The 15,897-nt window shown below is 63.3% G+C and carries 17 protein-coding genes; 7 read left to right on the forward strand and 10 right to left on the reverse strand.

All coding sequences use genetic code 11. From position 1 onward, the window contains the following. Nucleotide 1: 1 nt before the first annotated feature. Nucleotides 2–262: a glutaredoxin 3 gene (gene grxC / locus EL191_RS22400; protein WP_013717618.1), complete on the reverse strand. Its 261-nt coding sequence runs from the start codon at nt 260–262 to the stop codon at nt 2–4. Nucleotide 263: 1 nt separating this feature from the next. Next, complete coding sequence (locus tag EL191_RS22405) at nt 264–677, reverse strand: rhodanese-like domain-containing protein (protein ID WP_017363181.1); 414 nt, start codon at nt 675–677, stop codon at nt 264–266. 147 nt (nt 678–824) lie between these two features. On the opposite strand from EL191_RS22405, the gene gpmI reads away from it, so the two are divergent. The 3 genes from gpmI (at nt 825) to EL191_RS22420 (ending at nt 5,048) form a co-directional block, all read left to right on the forward strand. Further along, nucleotides 825–2,357 carry a 2,3-bisphosphoglycerate-independent phosphoglycerate mutase gene (gene gpmI / locus EL191_RS22410; RefSeq protein ID WP_041980300.1) on the forward strand — a complete coding sequence of 511 codons (1,533 nt, stop codon included), beginning with the start codon at nt 825–827 and terminating at the stop codon, nt 2,355–2,357. Nucleotides 2,358–2,464: 107 nt separating this feature from the next. Beyond that, nucleotides 2,465–3,703, forward strand: coding sequence for a murein hydrolase activator EnvC family protein (locus tag EL191_RS22415; RefSeq protein WP_041980302.1), 1,239 nt, complete (start codon nt 2,465–2,467; stop codon nt 3,701–3,703). 28 nt (nt 3,704–3,731) lie between these two features. After that, nucleotides 3,732–5,048: a S41 family peptidase gene (locus EL191_RS22420; RefSeq protein WP_013717622.1), complete on the forward strand. Its 1,317-nt coding sequence runs from the start codon at nt 3,732–3,734 to the stop codon at nt 5,046–5,048. A 105-nt stretch (nt 5,049–5,153) separates the two neighbouring features. Here the strand turns inward: EL191_RS22420 and EL191_RS22425 are convergent, their stop codons facing one another. From EL191_RS22425 to hisB, 8 genes are all read right to left on the reverse strand, one after another. After that, nucleotides 5,154–5,909: a substrate-binding periplasmic protein gene (locus tag EL191_RS22425; protein WP_041980304.1), complete on the reverse strand. Its 756-nt coding sequence runs from the start codon at nt 5,907–5,909 to the stop codon at nt 5,154–5,156. A gap of 134 nt (nt 5,910–6,043) precedes the next feature. Beyond that, complete coding sequence (locus tag EL191_RS22430) at nt 6,044–6,799, reverse strand: substrate-binding periplasmic protein (protein WP_013717624.1); 756 nt, start codon at nt 6,797–6,799, stop codon at nt 6,044–6,046. An 84-nt stretch (nt 6,800–6,883) separates the two neighbouring features. After that, complete coding sequence (locus tag EL191_RS22435) at nt 6,884–7,618, reverse strand: substrate-binding periplasmic protein (protein WP_041980305.1); 735 nt, start codon at nt 7,616–7,618, stop codon at nt 6,884–6,886. Nucleotides 7,619–7,828: 210 nt separating this feature from the next. Then, entirely contained in the window at nt 7,829–8,599 is a 771-nt protein-coding gene (gene hisF, locus EL191_RS22440; RefSeq protein ID WP_004374000.1) for an imidazole glycerol phosphate synthase subunit HisF, read from the reverse strand. Nucleotides 8,600–8,700: 101 nt separating this feature from the next. Next, complete coding sequence (hisA, locus tag EL191_RS22445; RefSeq protein ID WP_041980306.1) at nt 8,701–9,438, reverse strand: 1-(5-phosphoribosyl)-5-[(5-phosphoribosylamino)methylideneamino]imidazole-4-carboxamide isomerase; 738 nt, start codon at nt 9,436–9,438, stop codon at nt 8,701–8,703. 37 nt (nt 9,439–9,475) lie between these two features. Further along, a complete protein-coding gene (locus EL191_RS22450) occupies nt 9,476–9,730 on the reverse strand; it encodes a DUF2164 domain-containing protein (protein ID WP_013717627.1) in 255 nt (84 codons plus the stop codon). Next, nucleotides 9,730–10,368 (reverse strand): imidazole glycerol phosphate synthase subunit HisH, encoded by a 639-nt coding sequence (gene hisH, locus EL191_RS22455; RefSeq protein ID WP_041980307.1) that lies wholly within the window; start codon nt 10,366–10,368, stop codon nt 9,730–9,732. Before hisH ends, EL191_RS22450 begins: the two co-directional genes overlap by 1 nt. Next, nucleotides 10,369–10,962 carry an imidazoleglycerol-phosphate dehydratase HisB gene (gene hisB / locus EL191_RS22460; protein WP_003464169.1) on the reverse strand — a complete coding sequence of 198 codons (594 nt, stop codon included), beginning with the start codon at nt 10,960–10,962 and terminating at the stop codon, nt 10,369–10,371. A gap of 172 nt (nt 10,963–11,134) precedes the next feature. Between hisB and EL191_RS22465 the strand changes: the two genes are divergently transcribed. The 4 genes from EL191_RS22465 to EL191_RS22480 all read left to right on the forward strand — a co-directional run bounded on the left by EL191_RS22465 (nt 11,135) and on the right by EL191_RS22480 (nt 15,866). Beyond that, nucleotides 11,135–12,226, forward strand: a complete 1,092-nt coding sequence (locus EL191_RS22465; RefSeq protein WP_041980308.1) for an NAD(P)/FAD-dependent oxidoreductase — start codon at nt 11,135–11,137, stop codon at nt 12,224–12,226. A gap of 81 nt (nt 12,227–12,307) precedes the next feature. Continuing rightward, nucleotides 12,308–14,533, forward strand: coding sequence for an AsmA family protein (locus EL191_RS22470; protein ID WP_041980309.1), 2,226 nt, complete (start codon nt 12,308–12,310; stop codon nt 14,531–14,533). Further along, a complete protein-coding gene (mutY, locus tag EL191_RS22475) occupies nt 14,530–15,597 on the forward strand; it encodes an A/G-specific adenine glycosylase (RefSeq protein WP_041980310.1) in 1,068 nt (355 codons plus the stop codon). Before EL191_RS22470 ends, mutY begins: the two co-directional genes overlap by 4 nt. Then, nucleotides 15,594–15,866, forward strand: coding sequence for an oxidative damage protection protein (locus EL191_RS22480; RefSeq protein ID WP_041980311.1), 273 nt, complete (start codon nt 15,594–15,596; stop codon nt 15,864–15,866). Before mutY ends, EL191_RS22480 begins: the two co-directional genes overlap by 4 nt. The last annotated feature ends 31 nt before the right edge of the window (nt 15,867–15,897 follow it).

The raw sequence follows: 15,897 nt of genomic DNA on the forward strand, positions 1-15,897 counted from the left end.
TTCAAGCGGGGTTCTGCAGCAGGGCGTCGAGCTTGCCGGCGCGCTCCAGGGCATAAAGGTCGTCACAGCCACCGACATGGGTGCTGCCGATCCAGATTTGCGGCACCGAGGTGCGCCCGGCCTTGCGGGTCATCTCCGCGCGGATGGCGGGCTCGCCATCGACACGAATTTCCTCGTAATCCACCCCTTTGCTGGCCAGCAATTGCTTGGCCCGCATGCAATAGGGGCACCAGTCGCTGGAGTAGATGACCACGCCGGTCATGTCACTTCACCAGCGGCAGGTTGTCGCCACGCCAGGTAGCGATGCCACCGGACAGCTTGGCGGCGGTGAAGCCAGCCTTCTTCAGCTCGCGGGCGATGCTGCCGGCGTGCTGGCCCATGGCGTCGACGACGACGATGGTCTTGGCCTTGTGCTTTTCCAGTTCGGCGATGCGTGCCGCGACCTTGTCGTAGGGGATGTGCAGCGAGCCGACGATATGACCGGCGGAGAAGTCCTTCTGCGCACGCACGTCGAGCACCACGCCCTTGTCGCTGTTGACCAGCGCGGTGAGCTCGCGGCTCGACAGGCTCTGCCCGCCCTTGCGCATCTCGGTAACGATCAGCAGCACCAGCAGCACGACGAACATGCCGCTCAGCACATAGTGATTAATGATGAATTCAATCAGGTTGGCGAACATCTATATGGCCCAGGACGGTAAAATGCCGGCCAGTATACACAGCCCCACAGGTCGGCCAAACCCCGTCTGGCAGTGACGCGCCAGGCGCTTGGCCCTAAAATGCCGGGCTGTTTCCTTGCCCCCTCAGACGCAGAGCGAGCCAGCTTAATGAGTGCCACGCCAAAACCCTTGGTTCTGATCATCCTCGACGGCTTCGGTCACAGCGACAAACCCGAGTACAACGCCATCCATGCTGCCAACACGCCGGTCTACGACCGCCTGCGTGCAACCTACCCACACGGCCTGATCTCCGGTAGCGGTATGGATGTCGGCCTGCCGGACGGGCAGATGGGCAACTCCGAAGTCGGTCACATGAACCTCGGCGCCGGGCGCGTGGTGTACCAGGACTTCACCCGTGTGACCAAGGCGATCCGCGACGGCGAGTTCTTCCAGAACGCGACGATCAACCAGGCCGTGGACAAGGCCGTGGCTGCCGGCAAGGCCGTGCACATCCTCGGCCTGCTCTCCGACGGCGGCGTGCACAGTCACCAGGATCACATCGTCGCCATGGCCGAACTGGCCGCCAAGCGCGGCGCCGAGAAGATCTACCTGCACGCCTTCCTCGACGGCCGCGACACCCCACCGAAAAGCGCACAACCTTCGATCGAGCTGCTCGATGCCGCCTTCGCCCGCCTAGGCAAAGGCCGCATCGCCAGCCTCACCGGCCGCTATTTCGCCATGGACCGCGACAACCGCTGGGACCGCGTCGAGCAGGCCTACCACCTGATCGTCGACGGCGCCGGCCAGTTCAACGCCGCCAGCGCCGTCGAAGGCCTGCAGGCCGCCTACGAACGTGGCGAGAGCGACGAGTTCGTCAAGGCCACCACCATCGGCACGCCGGTGCAGGTGGAAGATGGCGACGCCGTGGTGTTCATGAACTTCCGCGCCGACCGCGCCCGTGAACTGACCCGCGCCTTCGTCGAGCCCGGCTTCAAGGAGTTCGAGCGCAAGCGTGCACCGCAGGTCAGCTTCGTCATGCTTACCCAGTACGCGGCGAGCATCAAGGCGCCTAGCGCCTTCGCTCCAGAAGCGCTGACCAACGTGCTCGGCGAATACCTGGCGAAGAACGGCAAGACCCAGCTGCGCATCGCCGAGACCGAGAAATACGCCCACGTCACCTTCTTCTTCTCCGGCGGTCGCGAAGAGCCGTTCGAGGGCGAAGAACGCATCCTGATTCCGTCGCCGAATGTCGCCACCTACGACCTCAAGCCGGAAATGAGCGCGCCGGAAGTCACCGACAAGATCGTCGATGCCATCGAGAACCAGCGTTATGACGTGATCATCGTCAACTACGCCAACGGCGACATGGTCGGCCACACCGGCGTGTTCGAGGCGGCGGTCAAGGCCGTGGAAACACTCGACACCTGCGTGGGCCGCATCACCGAGGCGCTGGACAGGGTTGGTGGCGAAGCGCTGATCACCGCCGACCACGGCAACGTCGAGCAGATGGAAGACGAATGCACAGGCCAGGCGCACACCGCACACACCTGCGAGCCGGTGCCCTTCATCTACGTTGGCAAGCGCCCGGCGCGCATCCGCGAAGGCGGCGTCCTGGCTGACGTGGCGCCGACCCTGCTCAAGCTGATGGGCCTGGAACAGCCCGCCGAAATGACCGGCAAGACCATCGTCGAGCTGCAGTAATCGGCATAAAACAAGAAACGCCCCGCGCCATCAGGCCTGGGGCGTTTTTTTTGCCCGGCAGCACGGGCATACTAGGCCCCAATTCGCCCTCCGGTGTCGCCCCGCCCATGCTTCGCATCCTTGCCCTGATTTTGCTCAGCAGCCTGATCGCTCCGGCCATTGCCGATCAGCGCGCCGATACCCAGCGCCAGCTGGAAGCCGCGCGTCAGGACGTCGCCGAGCTGAAGAAGCTGCTGGAGAAACTGCAGCAGGAGAAATCCGGCGTGCAGCAGCAATTGAAGAAGACCGAGACCGAAATGGGCGACCTGGAAAACCAGGTCAAGGAACTGCAACGCGAGCTCAAGGGCAGCGAGCAGGAAATCCAGCGCCTGGATCAGGAGAAAAAAAAACTCCAGGGCGCACGCACTGAACAGCAACGCCTGATCGCCATCCAGGCCCGCGCCGCCTATCAGAGCGGCCGTCAGGAGTACGTCAAGCTGCTGCTCAACCAGCAGAACCCGGAAAAATTCTCGCGTACCCTCACCTACTACGACTACCTCAGCCAGGCGCGGCTCGAACAGCTCTCTGCGTTCAACGAGACCCTGCGCCAACTGGCCAACGTCGAACAGGAAATCACCAGCCATCAGGCCCAGCTGCAGGCGCAGAAGGCAGGCCTGGATGAACGCCACGCCAAACTCGCCGAGGCGCGCAAGGAGCGCCAGCAGGCATTGGCCAAGCTCAACCGCGACTTCGCCAGCCGCGATCAGCGGCTCAAGGCGCGCCAGCAGGAACAGGTCGAACTGGGTCGCGTACTCAAGACAATCGAGGAAACCCTGGCCCGCCAGGCACGTGAGGCCGAGGTAGCACGCAAGCGCGCACTGGCCGCCCAGACGGCCGAGCAGGCACGCCCAGGCAGTCAGCCAAGCGGCCCCCTGGTGACGTCTGGCGCAGTCTATGGCGGGCCTTTCGCCAGCGCGCGCGGCAAGTTGCCTTGGCCGGTCGATGGCCGATTGGTAGCACGCTACGGAACCCCTCGCGGCGGCGACGCTCGTACTAAGTGGGACGGCGTGCTGATCGGCGCACCCGCCGGCAGCCAGGTGCGCGCCGTGCATGGCGGCCGAGTGGTTTTCGCCGACTGGTTGCGTGGTGCCGGTCTGTTGGTCATTCTCGACCATGGCAATGGTTATCTGAGCCTGTATGGCCACAACCAGAGCCTGCTCAAGAGTGCCGGGGACGTGGTCAAGGCCGGCGACCCCATCGCCACCGTTGGTAGCAGCGGTGGCCAGGATACATCGGCACTGTACTTCGCCATTCGCCAGAATGGCCGTCCGAGTGATCCGGCACAATGGTGCCGCGCGCAGGGATAAGCGCTTTATCCATTTAGGAGTTGTCTTCATGCCCCATCGCTTTCGCCCCACCTGCCTGGCTCTGGCCCTTGGGCTGCTGCTCGGCGTTCCAGCCCTGCAAGCCGCCGAGCCTGCCCCCGCGCCGGCACCGGCGGCAAGCAGCAAGGCTCCGTTGCCGCTGGACGATCTGCGCACCTTCGCCGAGGTGATGGACCGTATCAAGGCCGCCTATGTCGAGCCGGTGAGCGACAAGACCCTGCTCGAGAATGCCATCAAGGGCATGCTCAGCAACCTTGACCCGCACTCAGCCTACCTAGAGCCGGAAGCCTTCGCCGAGCTGCAGGAAAGCACCAGCGGCGAGTTCGGCGGCCTGGGCATCGAGGTCGGCATGGAGGACGGCTTCGTCAAGGTGGTCTCCCCCATCGACGACACTCCGGCGTCCAAGGCCGGCATTCAGCCCGGCGACCTGATCGTGAAGATCGATGGTCAGCCGACCAAGGGCCTGTCAATGATGGAAGCCGTGGACAAGATGCGCGGCAAGGCCGGCAGCAAGATCGAGCTGACGCTGGTACGCGACGGCGGCCGCCCCTTCGACCTGACCCTGACCCGCGCAGTGATCAAGGTGCGCAGCGTCAAGAGCCAGATGCTCGAAGACGGCTACGGCTACCTGCGCATCTCGCAATTCCAGGTCAACACCGGCGAAGAAGTTGGCAAGGCGCTGACCAAGCTGCGCCAGGAGAACGGCAACAAGAAGCTGCGCGGCCTGGTCATGGACCTGCGCAATAACCCGGGCGGCGTGCTGCAGGCTGCAGTGGAAGTGGCCGACCACTTCCTCAAGAGCGGGCTGATCGTCTACACCGAGGGCCGCCTGGCCAACTCGGAGCTGCGCTTCAATGCCGACCCGGCCGACGCCAGCGAAGGCGTACCGCTGGTGGTGCTGATCAACGGCGGCAGCGCCTCGGCCTCGGAAATCGTCGCCGGCGCGCTGCAGGACCACAAGCGCGCCGTGCTGATGGGCACCGACAGCTTCGGCAAGGGCTCGGTGCAGACCGTGTTGCCGTTGAACAACGACCGCGCGCTGAAGCTGACTACCGCACTGTACTTCACGCCCAACGGCCGCTCGATCCAGGCCCAGGGAATCATCCCGGACATCGAGGTCGCGCGCGCCAAGGTCACCCGCGAACAGGACGCAGAGGGCATCAAGGAAGCCGACCTGCAGGGGCATCTGGGCAACGGCAACGGCGGCGCGGATCGCCCGAGCAAAGGCGCGCAGGCTGCACGTACCGAACGCCCGCAGGACGACGACTACCAGCTGAGCCAGGCGCTCAACCTGCTCAAGGGCCTGAGCGTCACACGCGGCAATTGATCCCGCTCGGCAATACGAAAAAGCCCGGACAGTGTCCGGGCTTTTTCTTGTCAACATGCGTAGGGTGCACCATGCGCACCAGCCGTGAAATAGACCTAGGGTGGCCTAGAGGTAGTTCTCGGTAATTTCGTCGACGAAGCCTTCGGCACGCATTTCTTCCAGCGCCTTCTGTAGGCGCTCGACGACTTCGTCCGGAGTGTCCTTGTTCAGCGCCAGATACTGATCGACCTCTTTGAAGAGCAGTACGGTGTTGAGGCCGGAAACCTCTTCCTGCTTGGCCAGATAACGCCCCACAGGATCGGTGGCCGCCCACAGGTCGATCTGTCCACGTACCAGCTTCTTCACGTTCTCCTGATCACGCAGGGCATTGATCGGTGATAACCCCTGGCTTTCCAGATGCTGGCTGACTGCATCGTTCTTGTAGGCACCGATGCGATACTTGGCCGCCTCCTGCAGGCTCGATACCTTGATATCGCTACCAGGCGCAGACAGGAGTACCCAGCGCGTCTTGCCAATCGGCCCAACCCATTTGAACAACGGCTTGCGCTCTTCAGTATAGGAGGTGGAGAACAGCCCGTAATTGGGCTTGTCCAGGGTCAGGCGATAGAGTCGATCCCAGGGGAAGCGCAGGGTCAGGGTGTAATCGATACCTGCACGCTTGAACATCTCGCGCACGATATCGGCGGCGATACCATCGATTCCATCGTCACGGGCAAAGTTCTTGTCGTCCACCGCCATGTTGAAGGGCGGGAAATTCTCGGTCAGCAGCACCACCTTGTAGTCCGCCGGCAACTCCGCGTGGGCGAAGCCGGAGGCGAGGAACAGGGCGACGAACAGGCTTTTCTTCAGAGTTTTCAGCATAAGACGTACCGCTCGCATGATTTGTGGTTATGGCTAGCGACATCCTTGCATGGGCCCGAGCCCGGTCATTGGCACTCAGCGGCTCCGCCATCCATGGCCAGCGACCGACTCGTGGCCGGTCGCGTGTTCGGTGCTTACAGGTAGCTGTTCAGAGTCTTGTCCACGAAGCCTTCGGCGCGCATCTGATCCAGCGCAGCCTGCAGCCTGGCGACGATCTCATCGGGCATGTCCTTGTTCAACGCCAGGTACAACTCGGCACTGTTGAAGCGCAAAACGGTCTTCAGGCCGGAGATGCCCTCCTGCTTGGCCAGGTAGCGACCGGCCGGGTCTCCCGTCGCCCAGAGGTCTATTTGCCCGGTCGCCAGCTTGCGCGCATTCTCCTGGTCACGCAGCGAGGTGCTGTGCTCGACGCCCTTCTCCGTCAGGTATTCGGAGATGGCATCGCCCTTGTAGGCGCCGATGCGATGCGACTTGGCCTCGTCCAGGCTGGTCAGGTTGATCGGGTTGTCACCCTTGGCCAGCAGCACCCAGTCGTCCGGGCCGATGGGGCCGACCCATTTGAACAGTTGCTCACGCTCCGGCAGGCGGGCAGTGACGAACACGCCATAACCCGGTTTTTCCAGGGCCAGCTTGTAGATGCGGTCCCAGGGGAAGCGCAGGGTCAGGTTGTACTGAACCCCGGCACGCTTGAACATTTCCTTGACGATATCCACGGCGATGCCGTTGATGTTTTCTTCCTGGGCGAAATTCTTGCCATTGACCGCCATGTTGTAGGGCGGGAAGTTCTCGGTAAGCAGGACCACGTTGAAATTCGGATCCACTTCGGCGCGAGCAGCGCCAGCCAGCACCACAAGGGTGCCGCCCAGCGTGATCAGCAGGCGTTTGAACATGGCATTTCTCTTTCTAATAAAAGGCAGACGGCGTCAGCATAACCGCCACGCCCTCCCCGGCCCAGCGATTACTGGCAGTGTGCCTCAATAGCGGTCTTCGATGGCTTTCAGCGCACCCTCGGCCCGCAGTGAATCCAGTGTCTTTTGCAACTTCTGCACCAGCTCATCAGGGGTCTGCAGGTTGAGCGCCAGATACAGATCAGCAGTATGCAGATGCTGCACCACCTTGAGGTTCTCCATACCCTCCTGACGCGCCATGAAACGGCCCGCCTGGCTGGAGGCCAGCCAGAGGTCGATCTGGCCACGGTTCAACTTGTGCACGTTCTCGTTGTCGCGCAGTGCCGTCTGCAGCTCGAAACCCTTGTCCAGCAGGAACTGGGTCTTGGCATCGCCCTTGTAGCCGCCGATGCGGTAGCGCCGGGCATCGTCCAGCGAGGCCAGCTGAATGGCGCTGTCGCCCTTGGCGAATAGCACCCAGTCATTACTGGCGACCGGACCGACCCACTTGAACAACTTCTCGCGCTCGGCCGTGCGCGCCGTCGAGAACAGTCCGTAACCAGCATCGTTCAGGGTCTGCTGGTAAACGCGCTGCCAGGGGAAACGCAGGATCAGCTGACAGTCGACTTCGGCGCGCTCGCACACGACACGCAGGATATCGGTGCTGATACCGGTGACATTGTCGTCTCGGGCGAAATTGTTGCCAGTGACCGACATGTTGAACGGCGGCAGATTTTCCGTGAGCAGCACCAGCGACTCTGCGCGCGCTAGGCTGAGGCCGCAGGTCAGGGCCAGGATGGTCACGAATCGAAGAAGGAACATGCAGACTCCGTGTCGAAAATGCTCGGCAAAAAGCAGCCCCCGCAATCGCGGAGAGGCAACGTGATGGGATATAGTCTCATGCTAGCCGGATCGCTGGCACTTTGCCGTCGACTCGCCCGCAGCTTTGAGCGAAAGCGGCGTCAATCGGGCGCTTCAGGCATATGAAAACGCCGCGCGGAGCGGCTGTTAAGCTCCGCGCGGCGCGACAGATCAGCGCACGACGATACCGCGACTGGCCAGGTAGGCCTTGGCCTCCGGCACGGTGTATTCACCGAAGTGAAAAATACTCGCAGCCAGCACCGCGTCGGCCTTGCCTTCGAGAATACCGTCGGCCAGGTGCTGCAGGTTGCCGACACCGCCGGAGGCGATCACCGGCACCCGTACGGCCTCGCTGATGGCGCGGGTCACGCCGAGGTCGTAGCCGCTCTTCACACCGTCCTGATCCATGCTGGTGAGCAGGATTTCGCCGGCACCCAGGCCTTCCATCTTGCGCGCCCACTCGACGGCATCGAGACCGGTCGGCTTGCGCCCGCCATGGGTGAAGATTTCCCAACGCCCCGGCTCACCGGGCGCCGACACGCGCTTGGCATCGATGGCGACGACTATGCACTGCGAACCGAAACGCGCAGCAGCCTCACCGACGAACTCGGGGTTGAACACGGCAGCGGTGTTGATCGACACCTTGTCGGCGCCGGCGTTGAGCAGGTTGCGGATGTCCTGCACGGTGCGCACACCACCGCCGACGGTCAGCGGGATGAAGACCTGGCTGGCCATGCGCTCGACGGTATGCAGCGTGGTATCGCGACCGTCGACACTGGCGGTGATGTCGAGGAAGGTGATCTCGTCGGCGCCCTGCTCGTCGTAGCGACGAGCGATCTCCACCGGGTCGCCGGCATCGCGGATGTTCTCGAACTTGACACCCTTGACCACGCGGCCATTGTCCACGTCGAGGCAGGGGATGATGCGTTTTGCCAGTGCCATATCGATATTCCGTAGGGCGGCCCAGATGCTGGCCGCTCGGAGCACAGCGAACAGTCCGCCGGTTGGCGATGGCGTACTGCCTGCGGCGAGTACGCCCTACATTAATTGCTGAAGTTGTCGCAGAAAGCCTGGGCTTCGGCCACATCCAGAGTGCCTTCGTAGATGGCACGGCCGGTGATGGCGCCGATGATGCCGGGCGAACGCGCTAGCAGCAGCTTCTCGATATCACCGAGGTTGTGGATGCCGCCGGAAGCGATCACCGGAATCCTGCTGGCAGCGGCCAGCGCGGCGGTGGCCTCGACGTTGCAGCCCTGCATCATGCCGTCTTTGGCGATGTCGGTATAAACGATGGCGGACACGCCATCAGCCTCGAAGCGCTTGGCCAGGTCGGTGGCCTGCACGCTGGAGACTTCAGCCCAGCCGTCGGTGGCGACGAAACCGTCCTTGGCATCCAGGCCGACGATCACCTTGCCGGGGAAGGCCTTGCACGCCTCGGTAACGAACTCAGGCTCCTTGACTGCCTTGGTGCCAATGATCACGTAGCTGACACCGGCGCGCACGTAGTGCTCGATGGTCTCCAGGGTGCGGATGCCACCGCCGATCTGAATTGGCAGGGTCGGGTAGCGCTTGGCGATGGCAGTGACCACTTCGCCATTGACCGGCTGGCCTTCGAAGGCACCGTTCAGATCAACCAGGTGCAGGCGACGGCAACCGCCCTCTACCCACTTGGCGGCCATGCTCACCGGGTCATCGGAAAAGACCGTGGAGTCGTCCATGCGGCCCTGACGCAGACGCACGCAAGCGCCGTCCTTGAGATCGATAGCGGGGATAATCAGCATCGGTTGAACCTGCTCAAGTTTGAATTCGGTAAGGCGCTCAGCTCTTTTCGAGCGCCCAGAGGTCGCTCTCGATGCTTTCGAACCTGTCCTTCAGGTGCGCCTGCACGTCGAGAATCGCCTTGTTGTAGTAGTGCGGTGCCAGCTCGCGGGTGATCAGGTCGAGTACTTCCTGCACCTCGAAGGTGCCCAGCTCAAGCTCGAAGCGCTCATCGAGAAAGCGCTGCAGAACCAGTAGCGCGGCCTGCTCTTGAGCAGGCTCCAGCGCCAGGCTCGGCACCTTGGCGCGGGCCATTACCAGCGGCCATCCCAGGCGATGAAGTTCTGCAGCAACTGCAGGCCGTGGGCGTGGCTCTTCTCCGGGTGGAACTGCACGGCGAAGCGCGAGCCTTCGGCCAGCGCGGCGGCGAAGTCCTTGCCATAGTGACCGCGACCGACCACCTGCTGCGCCTTGCCGGCCTCGATGTAATAGCTGTGCACGAAATAGAAGCGCGCATGATCGGGGATGTCGTGCCACAACGGATGTTTCACCGCCTGCGCCACTTCGTTCCAGCCCATATGCGGCACCTTCAGACGCTCGCCCTCCTCGTTCAGGTCCTTGCCAAAGAAGCGTACCTGGCCGGGGAACAGACCGATGCAATCGACGCCGTCGTTCTCTTCGCTGCGGTCGAGCAAGGCCTGCATGCCGACGCAAATACCGAGGAACGGGCGGTCGGCGCTGACTTCACGCACCAGCTCGTCGAAGCCCAGGCGCTTGATCTCGGCCATGCAATCGCGGATCGCGCCAACACCGGGAAACACCACCCGGTCGGCTTCGCGGATGATCTTGGCGTCACTGGTCACCAGCACACGACCAGCGCCGACATGCTCCAGCGCCTTGGCGACCGAGTGCAGGTTGCCCATGCCATAGTCGATTACGGCTACCGTCTGCATTTACAGGCAGCCCTTGGTCGACGGCATCTGCCCGGCCATGCGCGGGTCCAGCTCGACAGCCATGCGCAGCGCGCGACCGAATGCCTTGAACACGGTCTCGATCTGGTGGTGGGTGTTGTGCCCGCGCAGATTGTCGATGTGCAGCGACACCAGCGCATGGTTGACGAAGCCCTGGAAGAATTCCTGGAACAGATCGACATCGAAGTTGCCAACCACAGCACGGGTGAACGGCACGTGCATCTGCAGGCCCGGACGCCCGGAGAAGTCGATCACCACGCGCGACAGCGCTTCGTCCAGCGGCACGTAGGAATGGCCGTAACGGGTCATGCCCTTCTTGTCGCCGATGGCCTTGGCGAAGGCCTGACCGAGGGTGATGCCGACGTCCTCGACGGTATGGTGATCGTCGATATGCAGATCGCCCTTGCACTCGATGTCGAGGTCGATCAGGCCATGACGGGCGATCTGGTCGAGCATGTGCTCGAGGAAGGGCACGCCAATATCGAATCTGGCCTTGCCGGTGCCATCCAGGTTGATCGAGACCTTGACCTGGGTCTCCAGGGTATTGCGCTCGACGAATGCCGTACGTTCGGCCATCACCAGCTCCACGAATTACTAACGGAAAAAGGCCCGCATTATAGGCGCGCCGGGGCCGCAACGGCTACCGGCGATGGTCGGATGAACTGCGCAATACCGACGCGCCCGAACCTGAGAGCGCAACGCAGCTCTTGCTATGCTCCCGCCGACCAGCCAACACACCGATAGAGCCATGCACGAAGTCGATACCCTGATCATTGGCGCCGGCGCCCTCGGCCTGGCCTGCACCGCTCGCTTGGGCACGCCTGACACGCTGATTTTGGAGGCGGAAGGGCTGATTGGCAGCCACACGTCCAGTCGCAACTCCGAGGTTATTCATGCCGGCCTGTATTACCCACCCGGCTCGCTCAAGGCCGAGCTATGCCTGGAGGGGCGCGAACGTCTGTACGCCTGGTGCAACCAATACGACGTGGCGCATCGGCGTATCGGCAAGCTGCTGGTGGCAGTACAGGAGAACGAAGTCGACAAGCTCGAGGCTCTGGCCAGCAACGCCGAGGCCAGCGGCGTGAACGATCTGCAAGCCATAAGCCAGTCGCATCTGTACGAACTGGAACCCGCCCTGCGTGGCGTACGCGCCCTACTCTCGCCGAGCACCGGCATCATCGACAGCCATGCCTATCTACAATCGCTGCTGGCGGTGGCGGAGAGTCGCGGCGCACAACTGGTGCTGCACAGTCGAGTCGAACACCTGCAGCGCGACGGCGACGCCTGGATCGCCAGCGGCCACAGCGCCGGCGAGCCCTTTACCCTGCGCGCACAACGCGTAATCAACGCCGGCGGTCCCTTCGCCCAGTGCCTGGCCAGCACCATCGAAGACCTTCCGGTACCGCCGCTGCACCTGTGCCAGGGGCGCTACTTCAGCTACAGCGGGCGCTCGCCGTTTTCCCGCCTGATCTATCCCATGCCTGAGGCCAACACCGCCGGCCTGGGCATCCACGCCACCCTCGACCTCGCTGGACAGCTGCGTTTCGGCCCGGACGTGCGCTGGCTGGATGCGCTCGACTATCAGGTAGACGAAAGTCTGCGCACACTCTTCGCTAGCGCCATTGCCCGCTACTTTCCGGCAATCGATGCGTCCCGCCTGCAACCCGGCTACGCCGGAGTGCGCGCCAAGCTCAGCGGGCCCGGGGAACCGGCTGCCGACTTCCTGATCCAAACCCCTGCCGACCACCGTCTGCCGGGCCTGGTCAACCTGTTCGGCATCGAATCGCCAGGGCTGACAGCCAGCCTGGCCATTGCCGAGCGGGTCGCAGGAACCCTGTAAGGCTATAATCGGCGCCCATTATCGACGGCTGCGCCATCACTGGCCGCCCGCACATTTCGTTATCGAAACAAGGACTCGTCCATGAAAGCGCTCGGCAAGATCCTGGGCCTCTTCCTTCTCGGCTTGCTGCTGATCGTAGTGGCGCTGCTGTTCGCCCTGACTCATTTGTTCGACCCCAACGACTACAAGGACGAAATCCGCCAGATCGCCCACGATAAGGCTAACCTCGACCTGCAGCTCAAGGGCGACATCGGCTGGAGCCTGTTCCCCTGGCTGGGTCTGGAGCTAACCGATGCGACCCTGGCCAGCGCCGACACCCCGGACAAGCCCTTCGCCGACCTGCGCATGATCGGCCTGTCGGTGCGCGTGATGCCACTGCTGCGCAAGGAGGTGCAGATGAGCGACATCCGCGTCGATGGCCTCAACCTCAACCTGCAGCGCGACGACAAGGGCCATGGCAACTGGGAAGGCGTCGGTCGCCCGGCCCAGGCCAGTACAACGCAGCCCGCGCCCAGCGAACAGGCGCCGAGTGGCGACACGCCACCGAGCCAGCCAAGCGAAAAGCCGGCCGGCCAGCCATTGAAACTGGACATCGACAGCCTGACCCTGAGCAACTCTCGCGTTGACTACAGCGACGCACAGAAGGGCCAGCAATTCACCGTCGAGAACATCGAGCTGAAAACCGGCGCCATTCGCGAAGGCGCCAGTATTCCGGTCAAGTTCAGCGCTTTCTTTGGCACCAATCAGCCGGTGCTGCGTGCGCGCAGCGAAGTGGAGGGCCAACTGCGTTTCGACCGTGCTCTCAAGCGCTATCAGTTCGAAGACTTGAAACTGGCCGGCGAAGCGTCCGGCGAGCCGCTCAAGGGCAAGACGCTGAATTTCTCAGCCCAGGGCCAATTGCTGCTCGACCAGGCGGCCAACATCGCCGAGTGGAACGGCCTGAAGCTCTCCGCCAACCAGATGCGCGCCCTCGGTGAGATCAAGGCGCGCGAACTGGGCGAGGACGCGAAGATCTCCGGCGGGCTGTCCATCGCCTCGCTCAACCTGCGCGAGTTCCTCGACGGCATCGGCGTCCAATTGCCGGCCATGCAGGCTGGCGATGCCCTTAACCAGTTCGAGCTGGTCAGCCGCCTGAATGGTTCGAGCAAGGGCATGATGTTCGAAGAGCTCAACCTCAAACTCGACGGCAGCACCTTCACCGGCAAACTCGGCGTGGCCGATGTCAGCAAACAGGCGCTGCGCGTCGACCTCAAGGGCGACAAGCTCGACCTCGATCGCTACCTGCCGCCCAAAGCCAAGGACAGTGCCGCAGCTGCGCGCAAGGCCGAGGTCAAGGAGAGCATCGCCGGCGCCGGCAAGGACGGCACCACGCCCCTGCCCAAGCCGCCGACTCAACAGGCCTGGAGCAACGAGAAAGTGCTACCTGTGGACCAGTTGCGCAAACTCGACCTGCAGCTGGCGCTCAGCCTCGGCCAACTCACCTACGACAAGCACCCCCTCACCGACGTCAACCTCAAGGCCAATGGCCGTGGCGGCCTGATCACCCTGGAGGAAGCGCGTGGCAAACTGCAGGGCGGCAGCTTCGCTGGCAGCGGGCGCATCGACGTGCGCCAGGCCGAGCCGATGATCAGCGTGGAAAAACGCCTCAGCCGTATCCCGCTGGAGCCGCTGTTGAAAAAGGACGATCAGCCGTCGCCGATCAAAGGGCTGCTCGACCTCGACGCCAAGTTCAATACCCGCGGCAACAGCCAGAAGGAGTGGGTCGAGGCACTCAACGGTAACGCCAGCTTCGTACTGAACGACGGCGTGCTGGTCGATGCCAACCTCGAACAGCAACTGTGCCGCGGCATCGCTACCCTCAACCGCAAGTCGCTGAGCAACCCGCCAACCGGCAAGGACACCCCCTTCCGCGAACTCACGGGCAGCCTCAGCGTGCGCGACGGCGTCGCTCACAACCCCGACCTCAAGGCCCAGGTTCCCGGCCTGGCGGTCAGCGGCAATGGCGATCTCGACCTGCGTGTACTGGGTCTCGACTACAGGGTCGGTATCACCATCGAAGGCGACAAGCGTGAAATGCCGGACCCGGCCTGCCAGGTCAACGAACGTTACGTCGGCATCGAATGGCCGCTGCGCTGCCGCGGCCCACTCGAATTGGGCGCCAAGGCCTGCCGCCTGGATCAGGACGGCCTGGGCAAGATCGCTGCACGTCTGGCCGGCAACAAGCTGACCGAGAAGCTGGAAGAGAAACTCGGCGACAAGGTCAGCCCGGATCTGAAAGACGCACTCAAGGGCCTGTTCAACCGATGAGTCCCGAGCAGTTCAACGGCGCCGTGCTGGCCTGGTACGACCAGCACGGGCGCAAGGATCTGCCCTGGCAGCAGAACATCACGCCGTATCGCGTGTGGGTTTCGGAAATCATGCTGCAGCAGACCCAGGTCAGCACCGTGCTCGGCTACTTCGACCGCTTCATGGCCGCGCTGCCGACCGTGAAAGACCTGGCCGAAGCCCCCGAAGACGAAGTGCTGCACCTGTGGACGGGCCTGGGCTACTACACCCGCGCACGCAACCTGCAGAAGACCGCGCAGATCATCATCCGCGAGCACGGCGGCGAGTTCCCGCGCAGCGTTGAGGCGCTGGCCGAGCTGCCCGGTATCGGCCGCTCCACCGCCGGCGCCATCGCCAGCCTTAGCATGGGCGTGCGTGCGCCGATCCTCGACGGCAACGTCAAGCGCGTGCTGGCGCGCTACGTGGCGCAGGAGGGCTATCCGGGCGAGCCGAAAGTGGCCAAGCAGCTGTGGGACGTGGCCGAGCGCCTCACCCCGCACGAGCGCGTCAACCACTACACCCAGGCGATGATGGACCTCGGCGCCACCCTGTGCACGCGCAGCAAACCCACCTGCCTACTGTGCCCGGTGCGCAGCGGCTGCCAGGCACATCTGCTCGGTCTGGAAATCCGCTATCCCATACCGAAGCTACGCAAGACGCTGCCGCAGAAACGCACCCTGATGCCGATTCTGGTTAACGATTCCGGCGACATCCTGCTCTATCGCCGCCCAGCCACTGGCCTGTGGGGTGGGCTGTGGAGCCTGCCGGAACTGGACGATCTCGCCCAACTCGATAGCCTTGCCCAGCAGCAACAACTGCGCCTCGGCGAGCGCCGCGAACTGGAAGGCCTGACCCACACCTTCAGCCATTTCCAACTGGCCATCGAACCTTGGCTAATCAAGGCCACCGAGCAGCCGGGCCGCGTGGCCGAGGCCGACTGGCTCTGGTATAACCTCGCCACCCCGCCGCGCCTGGGCCTCGCCGCCCCGGTGAAGAAGCTGCTCAAACGCGCGGCGCAAGCCATTACCGCTGGAGAACCGACATGACCCGCACCGTACAGTGCCGCAAATACAAACAGGAACTGCCCGGCCTGGATCGCGCGCCCTACCCCGGCGCCAAAGGCGAAGACATCTTCAATAACGTTTCCAAGCAGGCCTGGGACGAGTGGCAGAAGCACCAGACCATGCTGATCAATGAGCGTCGTCTGAACATGATGAACGCCGAAGACCGCAAGTTCCTGCAGACCGAGATGGACAAGTTCCTCTCTGGCGAGGAATACGCCCAGGCCGAAGGCTACGTACCGCCGAGCGAGTGACGACACCCGTGGGAGGGGCTTCAGCCGCGAC

Origin of the sequence: Pseudomonas mendocina, from assembly GCF_900636545.1 — a bacterium.
Classification (GTDB): domain Bacteria; phylum Pseudomonadota; class Gammaproteobacteria; order Pseudomonadales; family Pseudomonadaceae; genus Aquipseudomonas; species Aquipseudomonas mendocina.